Source organism: Kaistia sp. MMO-174 (assembly GCF_037147815.1).
In the GTDB taxonomy this organism is placed as follows: Bacteria; Pseudomonadota; Alphaproteobacteria; order Rhizobiales; family Kaistiaceae; genus Kaistia; species Kaistia nematophila.
In genome coordinates this window covers 101,720-126,409 of sequence record NZ_JBBCUO010000005.1, presented here as the reverse complement: position 1 = coordinate 126,409, position 24,690 = coordinate 101,720, and the positions used below count along the sequence as shown (strand labels likewise).

Here is a 24,690-nt window from a genome sequence, read left to right as displayed (position 1 = left end):
CCAGTACCGCCAGTGGGTCAAGCCGCAAAGGGCCCGTTCGCGCGGAACCGCGACGACGGAGAAGAAACTTCCGACCCAACCCTGTCCGACGCAAGCTGAAACTCAATTGCCGCCTGCCCGCCCGGCCTCAGCCGGCGAAGCAATCAATCGTCGGTTTCTTCGCCGGCCACGGCCCGCACGAGTTCGACGATACGACGACGCACCTTGGTGTCCTTGATGCGGACGAAGGCCTTGTTCAGCTGCAGGCCTTCGGTGCTGGTCAAAAAGTCGGTGACGAAGGCGGCAGGGCGCGCTTCGGCGAAACCGCTTTCTGCAGATGCGCCCGGCGCATCCTCGAAAAAGAACGAAACCGGCACTTCGAGCACCTGCGCGATGTGCTGCAAACGGCTGGCGCCGATGCGGTTGGTGCCCTTCTCATACTTCTGAATCTGCTGGAACGTGATGCCGAGGCTCTCGCCCAGCTTTTCCTGACTCATGCCCTGCATCATTCGGCGGAGCCGGACGCGCCCACCCACATGCATATCGACGGGATTGGGCTGCTTCTTGTTAGCCATCAAGGGCTTCTTCTCCTAGACCCATGCCGCACCGGCCGGAAATTACAGAAAGAGCTTCTACCCTGACTAGTCCGCGTGCCTGCACGCACTATCGGCGGAAGCTCCGCCGATCTAATAAGCCCCGCCCGCGCGCAAAATGCCGCTGCGCAATCTGCGTGTCAATTGCGTTGTTTAGTCCGGGTGAAACTTCCAGTAGAGGCTACAACGATCGCGAGTATGATCAAGGCGAAATAAAGACTGTCCCGATACTTGGAATAGATTGTAGGCCTTATTGCAACTGGAAGAGTACCGTCGACAACGCCATCTTGGTCAACTCCAAGATATGCCAAGAGGTTCCCATAGGGATCGATGATTGCCGACACGCCTGAGTTTGCAGAACGTGCTACCGGGATGCCCTCTTCGACCGCTCTTATGGTTGCCTGATGCAGATGCTGCCAGGGGCCCGGAGTATCGCCAAACCAGCCATCATTGGTGACATTGACGATCCAGCCGGGTCGATCGGCACCGTCGACCACCTCGCCGGCGAAGATAATCTCGTAACAGATGAGCGGACTGAAGGACGGCGCCCCCGGCAGATCCAGCGTCATCCGTCGTTCGCCGGCGTCGAAACCGCCCGGCAAAGCAATCATTTGACTGATGCCGAGACCCCGGAGAATTCTGTCGAATGGCAGGTATTCTCCGAATGGGACTAAGTGCACCTTATCGTAACTGCTCCGAACTATCCCGTCGGAATCGACTATTTGCAGGCTGTTGAAAACCCGCGGCTCGATTTCTTCGCCCACAACCGCCTGGCCGCGGGCGGCGCCGGTGATCAACGTCGCGTTGTCCGGCAGGAACGAACCGATCAGCGCCAGCGCGTTCGGCTGCTCGTCGAGCAGGAAGGGAAAGGCGGTTTCCGGCCAGATCAGATGGGTGAAAGGGGCGGGTTTTCCCTCTTCCATGCCGGTTGCGCTCAACCGTAGATATCGACCAAGAATTTCGTCGCCGCGACCGGAGGCCCATTTTTGGTCCTGTGCGATCACAGGTTGCACCAGACGGAGCCTGACGCCAGGTACCATTGCCGTTTCGGCCGATGCGAGGCGTGCAAAACCGAAGCCGAGGTCCGCCAGGAACAGCGCGGCGATCACAAAAAACGCACAACGATCCACAACTCGATCGCCGGGATCGCGGCTGAACCACAGGATTGGCGCCGCGGCGACGAGAAAGGCGAAGAAGGTGACGCCCCAGACGCCGATCAGCGAGGCGACCTGCATCATCACGGGCACCGGCATCATGGCATAGCCGAAGGCGTTCCATGGAAAGCCGGTCAGGACGTGCCCGCGCAGCCACTCGACCAGGCTGAGGCAGACGGCGAGGACGAGGATACGGGGCCAGCCGCGCGGCCAGGCGATGCGGGCGACGCCGGCGCCAAGCCCCCAGAACAGGGCGAGGCCGGCCGGCAGGACCAGAACGGCGAGCGGCATGAGCCAGGCGAAGGCCGCCGCGTCGACGAGGAAGGCGGCGCCGATCCACCAGAGCCCGCCGACGAAATAGCCGAAGCCGAAGCTCCAGCCGACGGCGAAGCCGGAGCGGAAGCGCGATAGCCCACCGGCAGAGGTGACCGGCGCGCGGTCGAGCAGGAACACGAGGAACGGGAGCGTGATCCAGAGGACGGGAAACCAGCCGAGCGGCGGCAGCGCCAGGGCCGAGCCGGCCCCGGCGAGAATGGCGAGACCGGCCCGCCGCCAGCCTCGCGCCAGTACCATGGGGCGGGGCCGATCCGGCGCCGCCAGACTGTTCGAGCGAAAGGCCATGGTCTCCCGGATCTCTGGTGGGCCGCGCTCAGGCGCGGGAACGAGGGATGCGGGAGCGCGGCACGGCGGTCACGCGGCCGCCGCGTCCGTGCGGCGGATGCGCAGGCGCTTCACGCGGCGCGGGTCGGTCTCGAGGATCTCGAACTGCAGGCCACCGGGAACGTCGATCTGCTCGCCGATGGCCGGGATCCGGCCGAGCAGCGTGAACACCATGCCGCCGAGCGTGTCGACGTCGTCATGCTCGGAGCCGAGATCGAGCCGGGTGCCGAGCACCGCCTCGACATCGTCCAGGTCGGCGCGGGCATCGGCGAGATAGGAGCCGTCGGCATCGCGGACGATCATCGGCGCCTCGACGTCGTGCTCGTCCTCGATATCGCCGAAGACGATCTCGACGACGTCCTCGAGCGAGACCAGCCCGTCAGTGCCGCCATATTCGTCGATCACCACCGCCATCTGCACGCGCTTCGCCTGCATGGTCGAAAGCAGCGTCGCGGCCGGCATGGAGGGCGGCACGAACAGCACTTCGCGGATCACCGATGTCTCGCCGAGAGGAATGCCCAGATTGATCCGGGAGAGGTCCAGTCCGCCCTCGATCGAGGCCGCCGACATCATGTAGTCCATCAGATCCTTGATATGGACCATGCCGATCGGGTCATCGAGGCTTTCGCGGTAGACAGGCATGCGCGAATGGCCGGAATCGCGGAAGGCCGCCACGGCCTCGCCGACGGTCTGGTCGACGTCGAGGGCAAGGATGTCGGCGCGCGGAATCATCACGTCGTCGACGCGGACCTCGCGCAGATGCAGGATGTTGCGCAGCATGCGGCGCTCTTCGGCGGTGAAGGTGTTGTCCGCCTCGCCCGCGTCCAGGGCGTCCTCGATGTCGTCGCGCAGGGATCCGGCTACCTTGAGCCCCACCGCCTGGCGGATTCGATCCAGCCAGCTTTCGGGTGCGCGTTCCGTCTCGCGCAATTCCGGCGCGGGGGTTTGACTACTCTGGGGCTCGGGGTTCGATTCCGCGCTCGAACCGGGCGTCTCGGTGTCACTCATCGTCCGTCGTTTGTCAGTGCTGATCGATCGCCGCCGCCTTACAGCGGAGGCTCGGCGTAAGGGTCGGCAATGCCAAGGCGGGCCAGGATCTCCGTCTCCAGAGATTCCATGCGTTCCGCTTCGTCATCCTCCAGATGATCATGCCCGAAGAGGTGAAGCAACCCGTGCACCACCAGATGGGTCAGATGGTCCTCGAAAGCCAGCCCCTGCTCGGCGGCTTCGGCGACCACTGTTTCACGTGCAACCACGATGTCGCCGAGCAGCGGGCCGAAGCGCTTGGAGTCCGGCGGGCTGCCGGGAAAGGACAGCACGTTGGTCGCCTTGTCCTTGTCGCGATAATCCGCATTGAGCTGCCGCACATGCTCGTCGTCGGTGAAGACGACGGAAAGCTCGGAGCCCTTGACCGCAGGCAGCTGGCCGACGGCAAAGCTCGCCTCGACCGCCTGCGCCACCAGACGCGCGAGCTGGTCCTCCTCCGGCCAGTCGCCAGCCTCGACCAGCAGGTCGATCGCGATCGGCAGGGTATTTGCGCTCATGCCGGGCCTCCCGAGAGAGCGCCGCGCGGCGGCGGCGAGACGGGACGCGGCGGCGCCTTGTCATAGGCGCGCACGATGCGGCCGACGAGCGGATGGCGAACGACGTCGACATCCGTGAACTTGATCTGGACGATGCCGGGCACGTCGCGCAGCAATTCGCTCGCCTCGACGAGGCCGGAGATCTGGCCCGGGGGCAGGTCGACCTGGGTCGGGTCGCCGGTGACGATCATCCGCGATCCCTCGCCGAGACGGGTCAGGAACATCTTCATCTGCATCGAGGTGGTGTTCTGCGCCTCGTCCAGGATGACGACGGCGTTCGCCAGCGTGCGGCCGCGCATGAAGGCGAGCGGCGCCACCTCGATCATGCCGGAGGTCAGGCCGCGCTCGACCTTTTCCGGCGGCATCATGTCATAGAGCGCGTCATAGAGCGGGCGGAGATAGGGATCGACCTTCTCCTTCATGTCGCCGGGCAGGAAGCCGAGCCGCTCGCCCGCCTCGACGGCGGGCCGCGACAGGATCAGGCGCGAGACATCACCGCGCTCGATCAGGGCGGCGGCATAAGCGACGGCGAGATAGGTCTTGCCGGTGCCGGCCGGGCCCATGCCGAAGACGAGCTCGGCCCGGTCCATCGCCCGGATATAGGCGTCCTGGGCCGGATTGCGGGCCATCACGGTGCGGCGGCGGGTCGAGATCTGCGCCATGGCGAGCCGGCCCTTCGGCTCCAGGCTCGGCAGCGAGAGCTGTTCGTCGTCGGCGATCGCCATGCGGATGGCGCCCTCGACGTCGGCGGGACCGACCTCGTGGCCCTGCTGCAGGCGGACATAGAGCAGGTCGAGCGCCAGCCGCGCCTGGGCGCAGGCTTCGGGGCGTCCGCGCACGGTCACCTGATTGCCGCGCGCCACCGCCTCGACGCCGAGCTTCTGCTCGATGATGGCCAGGTTCTGGTCGAACTGGCCAAGGAGCTCGCTCGCCAGCCGGTTGTCGTCGAAGGCGATCACGACATGGGTGATGTCGGAAGCATGCGACATGTCAGCGGCGCGGCCACCCGGCACTCCGGGCGGCGTATGGGAGCGTGCATTCACGTAATGGCCTCCACGGTGCTCGAGATCGCGGCCGTCCGGCCAACCGGCTCGGCCAAGGTGCCAAACAGGGAATTCGAACCAAGTCCGGTGATCGCAACCCGGCCGATCGTGCCGATCCGGCTCTCGTCGCCGTCGACCAGCACGGCCTGCAGATAGGGCGAGCGGCCCATCAGCTGGCCGGGGCGGCGGCCGGCCTTCTCGAACAGCACGTCCATCTCGGTGCCGACGCGCGACCGGTTGAACGCCGTCTGCTGGTCGAGAATCAGCGCCTGCAGACGCTGCAGCCGCTCCGACATCACCCGCTCGTCAACATGGCCGTCCCGGCCCGCCGCCGGCGTTCCCGGGCGGGCGCTGTACTTGAACGAATAGGCCGCGGCATAGCCGACCGTCTCGACCAGGCGCATCGTCGCTTCGAAATCCTCGTCCGTCTCGCCGGGGAAGCCGACGATGAAATCGGAGGAAAGCGCGATGTCGGAGCGTGTGGCGCGGATGCGGTCGACGAGGCGGAGATAGTCGTCCGCCTTGTGCTTGCGGTTCATCGCCGCGAGGATCCGGTCGGAACCCGCCTGCACCGGCAGGTGCAGATAGGGCATCAGCGCCGGCAGGTCGCGATGCGCCGCGATCAGCGCGTCGTCCATGTCGCGGGGATGGCTGGTGGTGTAGCGCAGCCGGTCGAGGCCCGGGATTTCGGCGAGGCGGAACAGCAGCTCGCCGAGGCCCCATTCGCGGCCGTCGGTGCCGGCGCCGTGCCAGGCATTGACGTTCTGGCCGAGCAGGGTCACCTCGCGCACGCCGGCATCGGCCAGCCGCTGGGCTTCCTCGACAATCCGGGCGACCGGTCGCGAGACTTCCGCCCCTCGCGTGTACGGCACGACGCAGAAGGTGCAGAACTTGTCGCAGCCTTCCTGGATGGTGAGGAAGGCGGTGACGCCGCGCGCCCGCGTGCGCTCGCGGGTCGCGGCCGGGAGACGCTCGAATTTCTCGGCGAGCGCGAACTCGGTCTCGACCGCCCGCTTGCCGCCGGCGACGTCGCGCAGGAGCTGCGGCAGGTGCTGGTAGGATTGCGGCCCAACGACCAGGTCGACGACCGGGGCGCGGCGGGCGATCTCGGCGCCCTCGGCCTGGGCGACGCAGCCCGTCACACCGATGGTCACGGCACGGCCGCTCCGCGCCGCCTCTTCCTTCATCACGCGCAGGCGCCCGAGTTCGGAATACACCTTCTCGGCCGCCTTCTCGCGGATGTGACAGGTATTGAGGAGGACGAGGTCGGCGTCATCGACCTTGTCGGTCGCTTCGTAGCCATCGCTTGCCAGGGCATCCGCCATACGATCGGAATCGTAGACGTTCATCTGGCAACCATAAGTCTTGATGAAGACGCGCTTCTTTTCTTGGGTTCCGGTCATTGATCCGGTTATCTACCGCCACGGTTCGGCTTGGCACGATCGCTTCCGGCGGGTGTCCCGCCGTCGCCTGTCCCTTCCTATCCGCTTTCTGCCTCGCTGAGAATAGGCGCTTCCGGTGACGGCGCGGTGACGGTGATGTTCTTGAGGCCCCGCGCCCGGATCGAGCGCACCAGCGCGCGCACTTCCGCCTCGGCCGAGGCCGTCACCTGCTTGCGGTCGACGTCCGGTCCGAACACGATCGGCTCACCGAACGCGACCACGGCATCGATAGCGCCGATATCGATCAACCCGACCAGATGCGGCGCCAGGTCCATGTCGCCATGCCAGGCGATCTCGGCCATGCGCGAGCGGTCGATCGGCAGGCCCTGGAAGCCGACATAGACGATGGCGACGGGCTGAACGACGATCGGCCGGTCGCCGCCGCCCGCCTCGCGCGCGGCCCCGACCAGGGCGCTGCGGAAGGGCAGGATCGAGATGCCGTCGCCGGTCGTGCCCTCGGCGAATAGCACCAGCGCCTCGCCGCCGGCCAGCCGCGCGGCGATGGCATTGCTGGCGGCGGCGGTCGCCGTCCGCCGCGTGCGGTCGATGAAGACGCTTCGCTGCAGCCGCGCCAGCCACTTCACCACCGGCCAGCCGCCGACCTCGCTCTTGGCGACGAAGGAGACCGGCAGCAGGCTGCCGAGCGTAACGATATCGACCCAGGAAACATGATTGGAGACGATCAGGAGCGGCCGGTCCGTCGCCGGCGTTCCCTCGACCCGGACGCGCAGGCCAAGGCAGCGCGCCGCCACACGCTGCCACCACATCGGCACGCGGGCAGCCAGCCCGGGCCGGAAGCGAATGGCGAAGAGCTGGACCGGCAGCAGGACCAGCGTCGTCAGCAACAGGCCCGCCAGGATCGCGGCGAGCCGCAGCCGCCCCATCAGGAACGGCCCTTCGGCGTCTTGTCGTCGATCGGCACGGCATAGAGCTCGAGCCGATGGTCGACCAGCTTGTAGCCGAGACGGCGGGCGATCAGCTCCTGCAGCGCCTCGATCTCCTCGCTGCGGAACTCGATGACGTCGCCGCTGCGCAGGTCGATCAGGTGGTCGTGATGCTCTTCCGACACCGCCTCATAGCGGCTGCGACCGTCGCGAAAATCGTGACGCTCGATCATGCCGGCGTCCTCGAACAGCTTCACGGTGCGGTAGACGGTCGAGATCGAGATACGCGGATCGATCGCCGAGGCGCGGCGATAGACTTCCTCGACATCGGGATGGTCTGTGGCGGCATCGAGCACGCGCGCGATGACGCGGCGCTGCTCGGTCATGCGCATGCCCTTCTCGACGCAGGCGTCTTCCAGGGTTGTCGGATGCTGCAGCTCTTGCGTCACACTCATCTCCTGCCCCCTGACACCAACTCGCTTCACCGGAGCTTCAAGCGCAGCACCAGCGCCGTTCCGCCCGGACCATGGTCCTCGGCATAGTAGCCCTTTCGGCGGCCCACTTCGACAAATCCGAGCGAGCGGTAGAGTGATACCGCGCTGGCATTCTTTTCGTCGACTTCCAGAAAGATCTCCGGCACGAGGTCGCGATAGAGCGCGCGCAGCGCCGCCTCCATCAGCCGGCGGCCATAGCCGCGGCCGCGCGCGGCGGGCGCCACCACGATGGTCAGCACCTCGGCCTGGTCAGCCACGGTGCGGATCAGGATGAAACCCTGCGGCCGGCGGACCCCGAACAGGGATTCGCGCCGCAGCACATGGCTGCTCACCGTCTTGTCGGCGATCAGCGCGTCGATCTCGTCGGCGCTCCAGCCGCGCCGGAAACCGGTGGCATGGATCTCGGCCAACGCCTCGGCATCCTCCGCCTCGGCGGCGTCCAGGATGATGCGAGGCCGCAACAACATATCCATCATCGGCGCGCAATTCCCTTGTGAAGCTGCGGCTTGGCGTCGGGAGGGCGGACATAGAGCGGCTTCGGCGGATGACCGGCGGGATCGAGCGCCGCGCCGAGCTCCAGCAGGGTCGCGATATCGGGAGCCGAGCGGTCATGGAGGATCCGTCCCGACGATCCGAGCCGCGCCGCGCCGGCGCCGGCAAGGTCCGCGCCCGACTGCGCCGCCAGCTCGGCAAAGAACGGCATGGCTTCAAGCACCGCCTCGCCGACCGGCTCGGCATTCGCTGAGAAGAGCTGGCCGTAGAGATCGTCACCACGCGCCGGCAGCAGCGCCAGGATCGGCCGATCGGCGACCTCCCCGCGCTCGCGCTTCGCCAGCGCCGCATGGACCTGCAGCGTGCCGACTCCGACGACGGGGATACGGTGGACGAGCGCGAGGCCGCGCGCCGCCGAAATCCCGACGCGCAGGCCGGTGAACGAACCCGGGCCGATCGAGACGACGATGCGGTCGAGGCTCGCCGCCGACACACCGGCCTCGGCAAGCAGCGCCGCGATCTCCAGCATCAGCCGCTCGGCATGGCCCTTGCCGATGGTTTCGACGCGCGAGAAGACGACTCCGCCGGTCGCGAGACCAACGGAGCAGTTTTCGAGCGCGGTATCGATGGCGAGCAGGTTCATGCGCCCCGGATAGAGGCTGAACGGGCCGCTGTCGAGCGCTGCGGATCAGGAAACCGCTTCAACCTCGCGCACTTCAGGCACGAAATGACGCAGTAGGTTCTGGATTCCGTGCTTCAGCGTCGCCGTCGAGGACGGGCAGCCCGAGCAGGAGCCGCGCATGTTGAGATAGACGACGCCATCGCGGAAACCCTGGAAGGTGATGTCGCCGCCATCCTGCGCCACGGCCGGGCGGACGCGAGTCTCGATCAGCTCCTTGATCGTCTCGACCAGCTCGGCATCGCCCTCGTCGAAGAATTCCTCGTCGCTGGCATGCGGCTTCAGCGTCGCCATCACCGGCACGCCGGCCATGAAATGCTCCATGATCGCGCCGAGGATGGCCGGCTTCATGTGCTGCCACTCGCCGTCCTTCTTGGTCACGCTGATGAAATCGTGGCCGAGGAACACGCCGGAGACGCCATTGACGGAGAACAGGCGCTCGGCCAGCGGCGAGCGTTCGGCTTCGCCGGCATCGCGGAAATCGGCCGTGCTTTCCGGCAGGACGAGCCGGCCGGGCAGGAACTTCAAGGTCGACGGATTCGGCGTCGCTTCGGTTTGGATGAACATGATGCGGGCTCCGCGCGAACTTGTTTAGAATATTTCCAGAATTGGCATCGTAGCCATTGTCGAGGCCCGATCCAAGCGGAATCCGGCTCCGGCGCCTAAAATCGTAGTCTCGGGGTCAGGTTTCAAGCGATGGCGGCGATGTCGTCGTCGGAAAGCGTGCCCGGGACGATGGTGATCGGCACCGGGAAGGTCGCCGCGAGCTTGCCGGCGATCGAGGAAACCAGCGGTCCCGGCCCTTCCTTGTCGGTGCCGGCCGCCAGGACGAGGATGGCGATGTCCTCGTCGCCCTCGATCAGCGCCGTGATCTGCTCGGCGCGGGTGCCTTCGCGAATCACCAGTTCCGGCTCGATCGAGGAATGGCGGCGGGCGAGATCGGCGAAGCGGCCGAGCGCCGCCTCGGCCTCGTCCATCGCCTCGGCCCGCATGATGTTCTCGACGCCGATCCAGTGCTGGAAGCCGGTCGGCTCGATCACATAGAGCAGGACGAGGCCGCCGCTGGTGCGGTCTGCGCGCCGGGCGCCGTAGATGACGGCGCGCGAGCATTCGGGCGTGTCGTCGATCACCGCCAGAAACTTGCGGCGGTGACCCGTTTCCGTGCTCTTGCGCTTCATCAGCATGCTGCAATGCTGCCATCCGGCGGGCCGCCCGGCAAGCGCCGGATGGCCCCGGGGAGGCCCTACTTGCGGCGGATGAAGCCGACGATGTCCTTGACGCCGTCGAGGATCGGGCGCGCGATCGCGTCGGCGCGCGCCGCGCCATCGGCGAGGATCGCGTCGATATGGCCGGGATCGGCCATCAGGCGGCGCATCTCGCCGCCGACCGGACCAAGCTTGTCGACCGCGAGATCGGCGAGCGCCGGCTTGAAAGCGGAGAACTGCTGGCCGCCAAACTCGCGCAGCACGTCGTCCTTGGTCAGACCGGAGAGCGCGGCATAGATGCCGACGAGGTTGTCGGCCTCGGGACGGCCCTTCAGGCCCTCGGCCTCGCCGGGAAGCGGCTCGGCGTCGGTCTTGGCCTTGCGGATCTTCTGCGCGATCGCGTCGGCGTCGTCGGCCAGGTTGATGCGCGAATAATCGGACGGATCCGACTTCGACATCTTCTTCGAACCGTCGCGCAGCGACATGATGCGGGTGGCCGGCCCGGTGATGACCGGCTCGGTGATCGGGAAATAAGCGTCGCCGAAACCATGCGCGGCGATCGACTCGGCATAGTCGTTGTTGAACTTCTGGGCGATGTCGCGCGTCAGCTCGAGGTGCTGCTTCTGGTCCTCGCCGACGGGCACATGCGTCGCCTGGTAGGCGAGGATGTCGGCGGCCATCAGGCTCGGATAGGCGAGCAGGCCAAGCGAGGCGTTCTCCTTGTCCTTGCCGGCCTTGTCCTTGAACTGCGTCATGCGGTTCATCCAGCCGATGCGCGCGACGCAGTTGAAGATCCAGGCCAGCTCGGCATGGGCCGAAACCTGGCTCTGGTTGAAGACGACGTGCTTCACCGGGTCGATGCCGGCGGCGACGAAGGCGGCCGTGACCTCGCGGATCTGCCGCGTCAGCTCGGCCGGCTCCTGCCAGACGGTGATCGCGTGCATGTCGACGACGCAGTAGATGCACTCATTGGCTTCCTGCAGCGCGACGAAATTGACGATCGCGCCGAGATAGTTGCCGAGATGCAGATTGCCGGTCGGCTGGACGCCGGAGAAGATGCGCGTCTTGAATTCAGTCATCGGAAACCCCGTTTTTCCGGCGCGTTATCGCGCGGAGCGCCGCGCCGTGCAAGCATTCGATCAGCGACGGCCGCGGTTGCGCAGCTTGCCGACGATCGCGCCGAAATGGACGACGCCGGTCAGCTGGCAGAAGAGCGCGAACAGCACCAGCCCGATACCGCAGATCGTGCCCATCGCCACCGCGCGGAACAGGATGCGCTGATCGGCGAAATAGGGCTCTGCCCACCAGGCGGCGAGGAAGACGGAGAGCCCCATCGCCATGGCGGCGACGAGCACCATCGGCATGTTGCGCTTCACCTTGTCGTCGAACTGGAAATGACCGCGCCGGTGCAGGGCCCAGGCGAGCAGGGCCGCGTTGACCCAGCCCGAAATGCTGGTCGCGATGGCGATGCCGACATAGGTCAGCGACGGGAACAGCGCCAGCGAGCCGATGATGTTGACGGCGACGCCGATGGCGGCGAACCACATCGGCGTCTTGGTGTCCTCGCGGGCGAAGAAGCCGGGCGACAGCACCTTGATCAGCACGAAGGCCGGCAGCCCGACGGCATAGCCCATCAGCGTGTGCGCGGTGGCGATCGTGTCGTCCAGGCCGAACTCGCCGCGCTGGAACAGCACCTGCACGATCGGCTTCGCCAGCACGAACAGCGCGATCGCCGCCGGCAGCGTCAGCGTCATCGCGAATTCGAGGCTGCGGTTCTGGGTATGATGGACCAGGTCGGTGCGGCCGGAACGGACATGGCGCGACAGGTCGGGCAGCATGACGACGGCGATGGTGGCGCCGACGATGCCGAGCGGCAGCTGATACAGCCGATCGGCATAGCCGAGGATGGCGATGGCGCCCGGCGCGAACGAGGCGATCATCGTGCCGATGACGATGTTGATCTGGGTAACGCCGCCGGCGACGAGGCCCGGAACGGCGAGCGTCGTCAGCCGCCGAACGCCGGCGGTCAGCCGCGGCCAGCGCAGCTTCAAAAGCATGCCCGTCCGCCAGGCGTCGACGACGACGACGGCGAGCTGCAGAACGCCGCCGATCAGCGTCGCCCATGACAGCAGGATGCCGGCCTCGGCCGTGTTTTCGAGCTTGTAGAACAGGATGTAGGCGAGCGCGGCCACCAAAACGACGTTGAGAAGGCCTGGCGCCATCGCCGCCGCCATGAAGCGGCCCTCGGCGTTGAGCACGCCGCTATAGAGCGCCAGCAGCGAGATCAGCGTCAGATAGGGGAACGAGATCCGCGTCAGCAACACGGCGAGATCGAATTTAGACGGCTCTGCCACGAAGCCGGGCGCCATCACATACATGAGCGGGACCATGGCGATCAGCGCGATCACCGTCAGCACGATCAGGAAGGCGAACAGGGCCGACAGCGCCTCGGAACCAAATTCCTTCGCGGCGTCGCGGCCCTCCGCCTCGAGCTTGCCGGCGAACAGCGGAATGAAGGCGGAGGAAAAGGCGCCCTCGGCGAAAAGCCGGCGGAACAGGTTAGGGAAGCGGAAGGCGACCATGAAGGCGTCCGCCACCGGCCCGGTGCCGAGCGCCGCCGCCATGAACATGTCGCGCACGAAGCCGAGAAGCCGGCTCGATGTCGTCGAGCCACCGACGGTGACAAAGTTTTTCAGGAGAGACATTGCCACCTGGCGGATCGGAAGGAGGGACATGACCGCCCGCGGCCGCGGGCGGGTCGAGTTAGACCCTTGGTTGCTGGAAAATCAAGGCAAAGGGAAGGCCGGGCCGACAGGGCCCGTTCGAGACGCGCCACGGGTGAAACCCGCCACGGCCCGCCTTGGACGGCACGGTTCACCCGGCCTTGCGCGCCGGCGTCTTGTCGGTAGGCGTCGTACCCTCGAAGGCCTGGCGCAGGCGACGGCGGATGCTCGCCTCGCGATTGGCGTTCATCACCTTCCGGCCGGTGAGATCGGTGACGTAGAAGACGTCGACCGCCCGCTCGCCGAAGGTCACGACATGGGCCGAGGCGATGTTGAGGTTGAGATCCGAGATCGACCGGGTCAGGTCATAGAGCAGGCCCGGGCGGTCGAGCCCGGACGCCTCGATGGCGGTGAACTGGTTCGACCAGGAATTGTCGAGCAGGATCTGCGTCTCGACGGTGAACGCCTTGATCTTGGCGCGCGGCTTCGCCTTCTTGGCGATCACGTCCGGTAGGGCGACGGCGCCGGAAAGTGCCTGTTCGATCAGCGCGCCGACCCGGCGGGCGCGATCGGTTTCCTCCGCATCGGTCTCGAATTCGCGCGCGATGAAGATGGTGTCGAGGGCGAAACCGTCCGTCGTCGTGAAGATCTGCGCGTCGACGATGTTGCCGCCGGCAGCCGTGCAGGCGCCGGCGATCATCGAAAGCAGGCGCGGATGATCCGGCGCCAGCACGGTGATCTCGGTGATCGCCTCGAAGGCGTGCGCCGAGACGGCGGTGGCGAGGGTCTTGCCGGAGCGGTCGGCGTCGCGGATCAGGCCCGCATGGGCGATCTTGCGCGGCAGGTCGACCCGCAGCCAATAGGCCGGGTAGTGCCGGTCGAGATAGGTGGCGAGCTCTTCCTTCGGCCAGTCCTTCAACGCATCGGCAAGCTCCGCCTTGGCGGCGGCGACGCGCTCGTCGCGCGATACCTGGCTGTGGCCGCCGGTCAGGAGCGGCTCGGTCTCGTAATAGAGCGTGCGCAGCAGCTGGCCCTTCCAACCGTTCCAGACCCCGGGCCCGACCGCCTTGATGTCGGCGATCGTCAGCACCAGCAGCATGCGCAGCCGCTCGAGGCTCTGCACGACGGCGGCGAAATCCTGGATCGTCTTGCGGTCGCCGAGGTCGCGCGATTGCGCAGTCATGCTCATGACGAGATGCGCCTCGATCAGCCATGCGACCGTCTCGGTCTGCGCCGGCGTCAGGCCGAACCGTGGCCCGAGCTTGCGCGCTACCCGCGCGCCGGCGATCGAATGGTCCTCCGGCCGGCCCTTGGCGACATCGTGCAGGAACATCGCGACATAGAGCGCGGTGCGGTCCTGGATCGTCGGCATCACCGTGTTGGCGAGCGGATGCTCCTCGCTGCGCGCGCCGGCGTCGATCTCGGCCAGCACGCCGACCGAGCGGATCAGATGCTCGTCCACCGTATAGTGGTGGTACATGTTGAACTGCATCATCGCCACGACCTTGCCGAACTCCGGCACGAAGCGGCCGAGCACGCCAGCCTCGTTCATGCGGCGGAGCACGGTTTCGGGCTGGTTGCGCGAGGCGAGCAGTTCCACGAAGAGCCGGTTTGCCTCGGGATCGTCGCGCAGCTTGGCGTCGATCAGCTTCAGCGAGCGCGTCACCTCCTTCATCGCATCGGGATGGAAGGCGAGGTTCTGCTTGTCGGCGAGATGGAAGATGCGGATCAGATTGACGGGATCGCGCTCGAAGATGTCCGGCGCCGCCATGTTGATGCGGTCATGCTCGACGATGAAATCGCTCGTGCCGGTGATCTTGCGATGGCGGCGGCGCGAGCCGAAGTTGAAGAACCGGTTCAGGAGCGGCGCCGGCTTGGCGTTCTCCTCCTCCAGCCCGGCGCAGAAGATCATCGTCAGGTCGCCAACGTCCTTGGCGACGAGGAAGTAGTGCTTCATGAAGCGCTCGACATCCTTCATGCCCGGATGCGAGGTGTAGCCGAGCCGCACCGCCATCTCGCGCTGGACGTCGAAGGACAGCCGCTCCTCCGGCCGGCCGGTCAGGAAATGCAGGTGGCAGCGCACCGACCAGAGGAAATCCTCGGACTTGCGGAACAGCGCGAGCTCGGAGCGCGAGAACAGCCCGGCCTCGACCAGCGCGTCGCCGGAGCGGACGCGGTAGAAATACTTGGCGATCCAGAACAGCGTATGCAGGTCGCGGAGGCCGCCCTTGCCTTCCTTGACATTCGGCTCGACCAGATAGCGCGAGGCGCCCTGGCGCCGATGGCGCTCGTCGCGCTCGGCGAGCTTGGCGGCGATGAACTCCGGCCCGGTGCCCTTGACCACCTCGGCGTCGAAGCGCTGGGTCAGTTCGTCGAACAGCTTCTGGTCGCCCCAGAGGAAGCGCGCCTCGAGGATCGCGGTGCGGATCGTCATGTCGCCGCGCGACAGGCGGATGCACTCGTCGACATTGCGGGTGGCGTGGCCGACCTTCAGGCCGAGGTCCCACAGCATGTAGAGCACGAATTCGACGATGCTCTCGCCCCAGGGAGTCTGCTTGTAGGGCAGCACGAAGAGCAGGTCGATGTCGGAGCCGGGCGCCAGCATGCCGCGGCCATAGCCGCCGACGGCAACCAGCGCCATGCGCTCGGCCGAGGTCGGGTTCTCGGCCGGATAGATGTGCCGGGACGCCACCTCGTAGATGGCGCCGATGATCTCGTCCTGCAGGGCCGAGAGGCTGCTGGCGCAGACGCTGCCGCGCCCGTCGGCGATCAGTTGCGCCTCGGCGCTCGCGCGCCCCTCGCGCAGGCGCTGCTTCAGATGAGCGAGGACCGCCGCCCGGATGGCCGATTTCTCCAGCCCGGCCGCCAACGCGAGCAATTCCGCCGCGAGGGATGGGCGGTCGAGAAGCGCGGTATCGGATCGGGTCATGGAGGCAATCGGCCTTGAGGCGTGACGGGAGGCGAGGACCGTAAACCGCTTTTTCCGCGCACGCCAACAAAAGGCGGCGCCTCAGGCCCGGCGGGGCCGTAGCGCCTTCAACCGGTAGAGCGCCTCCAGCGCCTCGCGCGGGGTCATATCGTCCGGCAACAGCCCGTCGAGCACGGGACCGAGGGGATCTTCCGCAACGACGGGCGCCGGTTTCGCCACCAGCGCGGCAAAAAGCGGCAAATCGTCTATCAGCGTCGCGGCAGGGGATTTCCGGTCGGTTTCCTCCAGATGCGCCAGCACGTCGCGCGCCCGCGCCACCACCGAGGCCGGCAGGCCGGCGAGCTTCGCCACCTGGATGCCATAGGAACGGTCGGCGGCGCCGGCGACGATCTCGTGCAGGAAGACGACGTCGCCGTTCCATTCCTTGACGCGGACAGTGGCGTTCTCCAGCCTGGCCAGGCGCTGCGAAAGCGCGGTCAGCTCGTGGTAATGCGTCGCGAACAGGCCGCGCGCGCGATTGACCTCGTGCAGGTGCTCGATCGCCGCCCAGGCGATCGACAGGCCGTCGAAGGTCGCCGTGCCGCGACCGATCTCGTCGAGGATGACCAGCGAGCGGTCGGTCGCCTGGTTGAGGATGGCCGCCGTCTCGACCATCTCGACCATGAAGGTCGAACGGCCACGGGCGAGGTCGTCGGCCGCGCCGACGCGGCTGAACAGCCGGTCGACGATGCCGAGATGCGCGCTTTGCGCCGGCACGTAGGAGCCGATCTGCGCCAGGATGGCGATCAGGCCGTTCTGGCGCAGGAAGGTCGACTTACCGGCCATGTTCGGTCCGGTGATCAGCCAGATCAGGCCCGGGTCGCCCTCCTTGCGGGCGCCGAGGTCGCAGCCATTGGCGACGAAGGCGGCGCCGCCCTCGCGCTTCAGCGCCTGCTCGACCACGGGATGCCGGCCGCCCTCGATCGAGAAGGCCAGCGAGCGGTCGACCACCGGGCGGGCGTAATTGTCGGTCTCGGCGAGCGTCGCCAGCGCGGCGGCGACGTCGATGACCGCGAGCGCCGCCGCCACGGCGCGCAACGCGTCGGAGACGGCGACGACATGGGCGAGCAGCGCGTCGAAGGTCGCCTGCTCGACCGCCAGGGCCCGGTCGCCGGCCGAGGCAATTTTCGCCTCGAGATCGGCGAGCTCGGTGGTGATGAAGCGCATCGCCCCCGCCATGGTCTGGCGGTGGATGTAGCGGCCGGCATAGTCGGCGCCGAGCAGGCGCTCGCCATATTGCTGCGGCACCTCGATGAAATAGCCGAGCACGTTGTTGTGCTTGATCTTCAGCGCCTTGATGTCGGTCTCGGCCGAATAGGTCGCCTGCAGCCCGGCGATCACCTGCCGGCTTTCGTCGCGCAGCGCCCGCGTGGTGTCGAGATCGGCGTCATAGCCGGGCCGCACGAAGCCGCCGTCGCGCTTCAGGAGCGGCAGCTCGTCGGCCAGCGCCGCCGCCAGCTCGGCCGCGAGATCGTGCGGCGCGCCAGCCAGCACGGCACAGGCCTCCGCCAGTTCGTCGGGCAGCGCCTGACCGTCGCCGCCCAGGACCTCGGCGAGCCGCGCCGCCGCGTCGAGGGAGTAGCGGATGCCGGCGAGGTCGCGCGGGCCGCCGCGATTGAGCGACAGGCGCGACAGGGCGCGGGCGAGATCAGGGCTCGCCGCCAGCGCCTCGCGGATGGCGGCGCGGCGACGGCCCTGGCGCAGCAGATGGTCGAGCGCGTCGAGCCGGCGCTCGATCCGCTCCGGATCGGTGGAGGGGCTGGCGAGCCGCTCGGCCAAAAGCCGCGAGCCGGCGCCGGTGACGGTGCGGTCGATGGCGGCGAGCAGGCTTCCGCGCCGCTCGCCCGAGAGCGTGCGGACGAGCTCCAGATTGGCGCGCGTCGCCGCGTCGATCAGCATCACCGCGCCATCGCTCTCGCGGACCGGGCGCGACAGCGGCGGTCGCTCGCTGATCTGCGTCTTCTCGACATAGGCGAGCGCCGCCGCGGCGGCCGAAAGCTCGACGCGCGAGAAGGAGCCGAGGCCGTCCAGCGTGCCGACTCCGTAATAGGCGGCAAGCCGCGCGCCCGCGGTCGAGCCGTCGAAGAAGGCGCCCGGCAGCGGCGTCACCGACACGGGCAGCTCGCGCACATAGGGGCCGAGCTCGTCATCGGCGAAGAAGCTGTCCGGCACCAGCAGCTCGCGCGGATCGACGCGGGCGATATCGGCGGAAAGACGCAGCTGGTCGGTCTCGGCGAGGCGGAAATCGCCGGTCGAGATGTCGATCCAGGCGATGGCGAAGCGATCGCTGCCATCCACCGCGCCGCCGCGCAGGCGGGCGACCGAGGCGAGGTAGTTGTTGCGGCCGGCCTCGAGCAACGTGTCCTCGGTCAGCGTGCCGGGCGTGACCAGGCGGACGACGCCGCGCTTCACCACCGACTTGCCGCCGCGCTTCTTCGCCTCGGCCGGATCCTCCTGCTGCTCGCAGACCGCGACCCGATGTCCCAGCGCTATCAGCTTCTGCAGATAGTCGTTGGCGGCGTGGACCGGCACGCCGCACATCGGGATGTCCTCGCCGAGATGCTTGCCGCGCTTGGTCAGCGTGATGCCGAGCGCGCGCGACGCGATCTCCGCATCGTCGAAGAACATCTCGTAGAAGTCGCCCATGCGGTAGAAAAGCAGGCTGCCCGGGTTGGCTTCCTTGATCTCAAGGAACTGTTCCATCATGGGCGTCGGGCGGAGCGCGGCGGCGTCGGAGGTCGGGCTGGAGTCGAGCATGGCCGAACGCTAGCAAAACGTTGAAGGTGTTTCACCCTCGTCCGCGTGAAGGGCAGGCTTGAGATCACAGAAACCGGTGATATCGTCGCCGTCCACCAAACGAGACGGCTCATGCCGTCCGCCCCGGAAACGCCCACGCCGAGCTCCATACATGACCGAGACCAAACGCCCCGCCAAGAGCGGCCCTGCGCTGACCGACAAGGAGGCGCTGGATTTCCACGCCCTGGGGCGGCCCGGCAAGCTGGAAATTTCACCCACCAAGCCGATGGCGACGCAGCGCGACCTGTCGCTGGCCTATTCGCCCGGCGTCGCCGTGCCGGTGAAGGCCATCGCCGAGGACCCCTCCCGCGCCTTCGACTACACCACGCGCGGCAACCTCGTCGCCGTCATCTCGAACGGCACCGCCATCCTCGGGCTCGGCAATCTCGGCCCGCTCGCCTCAAAGCCGGTGATGGAAGGCAAGGCCGTCCTGTTCAAGCGTTTCGCTGACGTCGATTCGATCGACCTCGAGCTGGATACGGAGGACGTCGACGCCTTCGTCAATTCGGTGCGCTATCTCGGGCCGTCCTTCGGCGGCATCAATCTCGAGGACATCAAGGCGCCGGACTGCTTCATCATCGAGAGCCGCCTGCGCGAGCTGATGGACATCCCGGTCTTCCATGACGACCAGCACGGCACGGCGATCATCGCCACCGCCGGCATGATCAACGCGCTGCACCTGACCGGCCGTGACATCAAGACCACCAAGCTCGTCTGCAACGGCGCCGGCGCAGCCGGCATCGCCTGCATCGAGCTGGTCAAGGCGATGGGCATGCCGTCGGAAAACGTGCTGCTCTGCGACACCAAGGGCGTGGTCTACCAGGGCCGCACCGAGGGCATGAACCAGTGGAAGACGGCGCATGCGACGGCGACCGAGGCCCGCACGCTCGAAGACGCCATGAAGGGCGCCGACATCTTCTTCGGCGTCTCGGCCAAGGGCGCGCTGACGCCGGACATGGTCCGCTCGATGGCGCCGAAGCCGATCATCTTCGCGATGGCCAATCCCGATCCGGAGATCACGCCGGAGGAAGTGGCCGATATCCGCGACGACGCCATCATGGCGACCGGCCGCTCTGACTATCCGAACCAGGTCAACAACGTCCTCGGCTTCCCCTACATCTTCCGTGGCGCGCTCGACGTGCGCGCGACGACAATCAACGAGGAAATGAAGATCGCCGCGGCGCAGGCGTTGGCCGCGCTTGCCCGCAAGGACGTGCCCGACGAGGTCGCCGCCGCCTACCAGGGCGTGCGCCCGCGCTTCGGGCCGCAATACATCATCCCGGTGCCGTTCGATCCGCGCCTGCTGTCCGAAATCCCGGCCGCCGTCGCCCAGGCCGCGATGGAAACCGGCGTCGCCGGCAAGCCGATCGCCGACATCGGCGCCTACAAGATCGAACTCTCGGCCCGCCGCGACCCGATCGTCGGCACGCTGGCGCGCATCTATGAGCGCGTCCGCCGCAATCCGAAGCGCGTCGTCTTCGCCGAGGGCGAGGAGGAACAGGTGATCCGCGCCGCCGCCAGCTTCGTCGCCCAGGAGCTGGGCACGGCGATCCTGATCGGCCGCGAGGACATCATCCGCGAGACCGCGGCGAATGCCGGCATCGAGCTGGTCGACGGCATGGAGATCCACAATGCGCGGCTGTCGCAGCGCAATCCCGCCTATATCGACTTCCTCTATGCCCGCCTGCAGCGGCAAGGCTACCTGCACCGCGACAGCCAGCGCCTGATCAACACCGACCGCAACTATTTCGGCGCCACCATGGTGGCGCTCGGCGATGCCGACGCGATGGTCTCGGGCGTGACGCGCAACTATTCGACCGTGCTGCACGACGTGCGGAAGGTGATCGACACCCGCCCCGGCCACCGGGTGATCGGCGTCTCGATCGCGTTGGTGCGCGGCCGCACCGTCGTCGTCGCCGACACCGCCGTGCACGACATGCCGACGGGCGAGGAACTGGCCGACATCGCCATCGAGGCCGCCGGCGTCGCCAAGCGCCTCGGCTACGAGCCGCGCGTCGCCATGCTCGCCTATTCCACCTTCGGCCAGCCCGAGGGCGAGCGTTCGCGCCATGTGCGCGAGGCGGTGCAGATCCTGGAGAAGCGCCGCGTCGGCTTCGAGTTCGACGGCGAGATGGCGGCGGACGTCGCGCTCAATCCGAAGGCGATGGCGGCCTATCCGTTCTGCCGCCTGTCGGGCCCGGCGAACGTGCTCGTCATGCCCGCGTTCCACTCGGCCTCGATCTCGACCAAGATGCTGCAGGAACTCGGCGGCGCCACCGTGATCGGCCCGCTGCTGGTCGGCCTCGACAAGCCGGTACAGATCCTGTCGCTCGGCGCGCGCGACAACGACATCGTCAACATGGCGGCGCTCGCCGCCTTCAACGTCGGCGGCTGACGCAGATTTCGGGCGCGGACGGCCAGGCCGCCGCGCCCGTTACTTCCCGTGGCCGCTCAGCGCGCCACGCTGGCCGAATGGACGCGGCGAACGCCGGCGCGGTCCATCACCGCGATCGCCTTGGCCAGGGACCCCTCGGTGTCGATGGCGCGGCAGGCATCCTCGATCATCACCGTCTCGAAGCCGTGCTCGCGCGCATCCTGCGCCGTCCACGACACGCAGAAATCCGTTGCCAGGCCGACGACGAAGACCCGCTCGATGCTGCGCTCGAACAGGTAGCCGGTGAGGCCGGTCGGGGTCTTGCGGTCCGCCTCGAAGAAGGCCGAATAGCTGTCGGTGTGGGCGTGATAGCCCTTGCGGATGATCAATTGCGCGTGCGGGATGTCGAGGCCCGCCGCCAACGCCGCTCCCTGCGAGCCCTGGATGCAATGATCCGGCCAGAGCACCTGGGGCCCGTAGCGCAGGTCGATCGTCTCGAACGCGCTCCGCCCGGGATGGCTGGAGGCGAAGGAGATGTGGCCGGCCGGGTGCCAGTCCTGCGTGATCACCACATTCGCGAAGCGCCGCGCGAGATCATTGACCAGCGGCACGATAGCATCGCCATCCGTCACCGCCAGCGCGCCGCCCGGCAGGAAATCGTTCTGAATGTCGGTAACGATCAGCACGCTGTTTGAATCCGGCACGACGTTTCCTCTGTTGTCGCAGGAAGGTTCGAAGCCCTTAGTTAACCAACAATGGCCGGATCGGGAATAGCGCCGATCACTTTCGAGACCCGGCGCAACGTCAGATTGATCCGCCCGCCTTGCGACAGCAGGGTCGAGGTGGAGGGGTAGATCCGGTCCACCCCATGGAATGCAAGCCTCGATGCGCCGCCGAGCAGCACCACGTCGCCGGAGGCGAGCCGCAGCGAACGGGTCGGATCGCCGCGCTTGGCGCCGCCGATCCGGAACAGACAGGTGTCACCGAGCGAGACCGAAAGCACCGGCGCGCCGAATTCCGCCTCGTCGAGATCCTGGTGCAGGCCCATGCGCGCATCCGGCTCGTAGAAATTGACGAGGCAGGCCTCGGGCGGCGCGGGATAGTCGGCCAATTCCTGCCAGAGCTCGAGCAGCACCGGCGGAATGGGCGGCCAGGGCGCGCCGGTTGCCGGATGGCTCGGCTCGTAGCGGTAGCCGGCCTGGTCCGAGACCCAGCCGAGGCTGCCGCAATTCGTCATCCGCACCGAGAACGGCTTGCCGGTACGCGGCATGGTCGGACGGTAGAGGGGCGCCGCCGCGACGACGGCGCGGATCGCGTCGCGCAAGGCCTCCTGCGTCGCGCGGTCGAGCCTTCCCGGCACGACGCGGAACCCATCCGGCGGTGACGCGGGCGGTGCGGTCATCGGCATTTCCTCACATTCGGTCCGGCAACCGCAGCTTGCCCCTCAATCAAGCGAGAGAGCCGCCTTGCGGCCGTTTAGGCATCTTCTTATATACGCGCTGAACCTGCGAAGGCCGGCACGTTTTGCCGACACCGCGCAAATCACAGTGTTCATGGGGGCCGTACGGGCAGTTGCCCGGCACGGCGGAAGCCTCGAAGAGGGTCCGCACGGCCCGCCGACAAGGAGAGAGAATATGGCTAAGGTCATCGGCATCGACCTCGGAACGACGAATTCCTGTCTCGCCGTCATGGACGGCAAGACCCCGAAAGTCATCGAGAACGCCGAGGGCGCGCGCACGACGCCGTCCATGGTCGCGTTCACGGACGACGGCGAAAAGCTGGTCGGCCAGCCGGCCAAGCGCCAGGCGGTCACCAATCCCGAACATACCTTCTTTGCGGTGAAGCGCCTGATCGGCCGCCGCTACGACGACCCGATGGTCGAGAAGGACAAGCACCTCGTTCCCTACAACATCGTACGGGGACCGAACGGCGACGCCTGGGTCGAGGTCGAGGGCGAGAAGTACTCCCCGGCCCAGATTTCCGCCTTCATCCTGCAGAAGATGAAGGAAACCGCCGAGGCCTTCCTCGGCACGCCGGTCGAGCAGGCCGTGATCACGGTTCCGGCCTATTTCAACGACGCCCAGCGTCAGGCAACCAAGGACGCCGGCAAGATCGCCGGCCTCGAGGTCCTGCGCATCATCAACGAGCCGACGGCGGCAGCGCTCGCCTACGGCCTCGACAAGAGCGAAGGCAAGACGATCGCGGTCTATGACCTCGGCGGCGGCACGTTCGACATCTCGATCCTCGAGATCGGCGACGGCGTCTTCGAGGTGAAGTCGACCAACGGCGACACTTTCCTCGGCGGTGAAGATTTTGACATGCGACTGGTCGGCTACCTCGCCGACGAGTTCAAGCGCGAACAGGGCATCGACCTGCGCGGTGACAAGCTCGCCCTGCAGCGCCTGAAGGAAGCCGCCGAAAAGGCCAAGATCGAGCTTTCCTCGGCCCAGCAGACCGAAATCAACCTGCCCTTCATCACGGCCGACGCCAAGGGTCCGAAGCACCTCGCGATCAAGCTGACCCGCTCGAAGTTCGAAGCGCTGGTCGATGATCTGGTGCAGCGGACCGTGGCGCCCTGCAAGGCCGCGCTGAAGGATGCGGGCCTTTCGGCCGGCGAGATCGACGAAGTGGTTCTGGTCGGCGGCATGACCCGCATGCCGAAGATCCAGGAAATCGTGAAGCAGTTCTTCGGCAAGGACCCGCACAAGGGCGTCAACCCGGATGAAGTCGTCGCCATGGGCGCGGCGATCCAGGCCGGCGTTCTGCAGGGCGACGTCAAGGACGTGCTGCTGCTCGACGTCACCCCGCTGTCGCTCGGCATCGAGACGCTCGGCGGCGTGTTCACGCGCCTGATCGAACGCAACACGACGATCCCGACGAAGAAGAGCCAAGTCTTCTCGACGGCTGAGGACAGCCAGTCGGCCGTGACCATCCGCGTCTTCCAGGGCGAGCGCGAAATGGCGGCGGACAACAAGATGCTCGGCCAGTTCGACCTCGTCGGCCTGCCGCCGGCGCCGCGTGGCGTGCCGCAGATCGAGGTCACCTTCGACATCGACGCCAACGGCATCGTCAACGTCTCGGCCAAGGACAAGGGCACCGGCAAGGAGCAGCAGATCCGCATCCAGGCCTCGGGCGGTCTTTCCGACGCCGACATCGAGAAGATGGTCAAGGACGCCGAAAGCCACGCCGCCGAAGACAAGAAGCGCCGCGCCGTCGTCGAGGCGAAGAACCAGGGCGAGGCCCTGATTCATTCGACCGAGAAGTCGCTCGGCGAGTTCGGCTCGAAGATCTCGGCCGCCGACAAGTCGACGATCGAGACCGCGATCGCCGATCTGAAGACGGCGCTGGAGGGCGAGGATCCGGAAGCGATCCAGCAGAAGACCAACACGCTGGCCCAGGCTTCCATGAAGCTCGGCGAGGCGATGTACGCCGCGCAGCAGGCCGACGGCAGCGAAGGCAATGCCGAGAAGGCCGGCTCCGACGATGTCGTCGACGCCGACTTCGAGGAAGTCGACGACAACAAGAAGTCGTCCTGAGGCACGAATGCACGTCATGGAGGCCCGGCGCGCCGCGCCGGGCCTCTATCCTATCCAGGCGCGGGCCCAGCCCGTGCCCTCCACC

20 protein-coding genes are annotated in these 24,690 nt (G+C 67.1%); 2 read left to right on the top strand and 18 right to left on the bottom strand.

Annotated features, from left to right (window positions below):
- Nucleotides 1-143 precede the first annotated feature (143 nt).
- The 16 genes from WFK98_RS18455 to mutS form a co-directional block, all read right to left on the bottom strand.
- Nucleotides 144-557, bottom strand: coding sequence for a helix-turn-helix domain-containing protein (locus tag WFK98_RS18455; RefSeq protein ID WP_266336669.1), 414 nt, complete (start codon nucleotides 555-557; stop codon nucleotides 144-146).
- Nucleotides 558-712: 155 nt separating this feature from the next.
- Nucleotides 713-2,347 (bottom strand): apolipoprotein N-acyltransferase, encoded by a 1,635-nt coding sequence (lnt, locus tag WFK98_RS18450; protein WP_336801256.1) that lies wholly within the window; start codon nucleotides 2,345-2,347, stop codon nucleotides 713-715.
- Between the two features lie 69 nt (nucleotides 2,348-2,416).
- Complete coding sequence (locus WFK98_RS18445; protein ID WP_266336667.1) at nucleotides 2,417-3,394, bottom strand: hemolysin family protein; 978 nt, start codon at nucleotides 3,392-3,394, stop codon at nucleotides 2,417-2,419.
- Between the two features lie 38 nt (nucleotides 3,395-3,432).
- The gene (gene ybeY, locus WFK98_RS18440; protein ID WP_266336666.1) at nucleotides 3,433-3,930 is read right to left on the bottom strand and encodes an rRNA maturation RNase YbeY; all 498 of its coding nucleotides are present in this window, start codon (nucleotides 3,928-3,930) and stop codon (nucleotides 3,433-3,435) included.
- On the bottom strand, nucleotides 3,927-4,958 hold the full coding sequence (locus WFK98_RS18435) for a PhoH family protein (protein WP_336801566.1): 1,032 nt from the start codon (nucleotides 4,956-4,958) through the stop codon (nucleotides 3,927-3,929). Before WFK98_RS18435 ends, ybeY begins: the two co-directional genes overlap by 4 nt.
- Nucleotides 4,959-5,008: 50 nt before the next feature.
- Entirely contained in the window at nucleotides 5,009-6,415 is a 1,407-nt protein-coding gene (gene miaB / locus WFK98_RS18430; RefSeq protein ID WP_336801255.1) for a tRNA (N6-isopentenyl adenosine(37)-C2)-methylthiotransferase MiaB, read from the bottom strand.
- 77 nt (nucleotides 6,416-6,492) lie between these two features.
- Nucleotides 6,493-7,338, bottom strand: a complete 846-nt coding sequence (locus WFK98_RS18425) for a lysophospholipid acyltransferase family protein (RefSeq protein WP_336801254.1) — start codon at nucleotides 7,336-7,338, stop codon at nucleotides 6,493-6,495.
- Nucleotides 7,338-7,793: a Fur family transcriptional regulator gene (locus WFK98_RS18420; protein ID WP_266336663.1), complete on the bottom strand. Its 456-nt coding sequence runs from the start codon at nucleotides 7,791-7,793 to the stop codon at nucleotides 7,338-7,340. Before WFK98_RS18420 ends, WFK98_RS18425 begins: the two co-directional genes overlap by 1 nt.
- Nucleotides 7,794-7,819: 26 nt before the next feature.
- Nucleotides 7,820-8,293, bottom strand: coding sequence for a GNAT family N-acetyltransferase (locus WFK98_RS18415; protein ID WP_266336662.1), 474 nt, complete (start codon nucleotides 8,291-8,293; stop codon nucleotides 7,820-7,822).
- 11 nt (nucleotides 8,294-8,304) lie between these two features.
- Nucleotides 8,305-8,967 carry a tRNA (adenosine(37)-N6)-threonylcarbamoyltransferase complex dimerization subunit type 1 TsaB gene (gene tsaB, locus WFK98_RS18410; RefSeq protein WP_336801253.1) on the bottom strand — a complete coding sequence of 221 codons (663 nt, stop codon included), beginning with the start codon at nucleotides 8,965-8,967 and terminating at the stop codon, nucleotides 8,305-8,307.
- Nucleotides 8,968-9,012: 45 nt separating this feature from the next.
- Nucleotides 9,013-9,570, bottom strand: a complete 558-nt coding sequence (locus WFK98_RS18405) for a NifU family protein (protein ID WP_266336660.1) — start codon at nucleotides 9,568-9,570, stop codon at nucleotides 9,013-9,015.
- A 122-nt stretch (nucleotides 9,571-9,692) separates the two neighbouring features.
- On the bottom strand, nucleotides 9,693-10,187 hold the full coding sequence (locus WFK98_RS18400) for a universal stress protein (protein ID WP_266336659.1): 495 nt from the start codon (nucleotides 10,185-10,187) through the stop codon (nucleotides 9,693-9,695).
- A 59-nt stretch (nucleotides 10,188-10,246) separates the two neighbouring features.
- On the bottom strand, nucleotides 10,247-11,287 hold the full coding sequence (gene trpS / locus WFK98_RS18395; RefSeq protein ID WP_266336658.1) for a tryptophan--tRNA ligase: 1,041 nt from the start codon (nucleotides 11,285-11,287) through the stop codon (nucleotides 10,247-10,249).
- Nucleotides 11,288-11,347: 60 nt separating this feature from the next.
- Nucleotides 11,348-12,913 (bottom strand): murein biosynthesis integral membrane protein MurJ, encoded by a 1,566-nt coding sequence (gene murJ / locus WFK98_RS18390; RefSeq protein ID WP_336801252.1) that lies wholly within the window; start codon nucleotides 12,911-12,913, stop codon nucleotides 11,348-11,350.
- A gap of 169 nt (nucleotides 12,914-13,082) precedes the next feature.
- Nucleotides 13,083-15,869: a [protein-PII] uridylyltransferase gene (locus WFK98_RS18385; RefSeq protein ID WP_420909591.1), complete on the bottom strand. Its 2,787-nt coding sequence runs from the start codon at nucleotides 15,867-15,869 to the stop codon at nucleotides 13,083-13,085.
- 72 nt (nucleotides 15,870-15,941) lie between these two features.
- Nucleotides 15,942-18,656: a DNA mismatch repair protein MutS gene (mutS, locus tag WFK98_RS18380; protein WP_336801251.1), complete on the bottom strand. Its 2,715-nt coding sequence runs from the start codon at nucleotides 18,654-18,656 to the stop codon at nucleotides 15,942-15,944.
- Between the two features lie 151 nt (nucleotides 18,657-18,807).
- Between mutS and WFK98_RS18375 the strand changes: the two genes are divergently transcribed.
- Nucleotides 18,808-21,090, top strand: coding sequence for an NADP-dependent malic enzyme (locus tag WFK98_RS18375; RefSeq protein WP_266336654.1), 2,283 nt, complete (start codon nucleotides 18,808-18,810; stop codon nucleotides 21,088-21,090).
- A 56-nt stretch (nucleotides 21,091-21,146) separates the two neighbouring features.
- Here WFK98_RS18375 and pncA read toward each other — a convergent pair whose 3' ends face one another.
- On the bottom strand, nucleotides 21,147-21,773 hold the full coding sequence (pncA, locus tag WFK98_RS18370) for a bifunctional nicotinamidase/pyrazinamidase (protein ID WP_266336653.1): 627 nt from the start codon (nucleotides 21,771-21,773) through the stop codon (nucleotides 21,147-21,149).
- Nucleotides 21,774-21,814: 41 nt separating this feature from the next.
- A complete protein-coding gene (locus WFK98_RS18365) occupies nucleotides 21,815-22,471 on the bottom strand; it encodes an alpha-ketoglutarate-dependent dioxygenase AlkB family protein (protein ID WP_336801250.1) in 657 nt (218 codons plus the stop codon).
- A gap of 232 nt (nucleotides 22,472-22,703) precedes the next feature.
- Here WFK98_RS18365 and dnaK point away from each other — a divergent pair, with 232 nt between their 5' ends.
- Complete coding sequence (dnaK, locus tag WFK98_RS18360) at nucleotides 22,704-24,605, top strand: molecular chaperone DnaK (RefSeq protein WP_266336651.1); 1,902 nt, start codon at nucleotides 22,704-22,706, stop codon at nucleotides 24,603-24,605.
- Nucleotides 24,606-24,690: the final 85 nt, after the last annotated feature.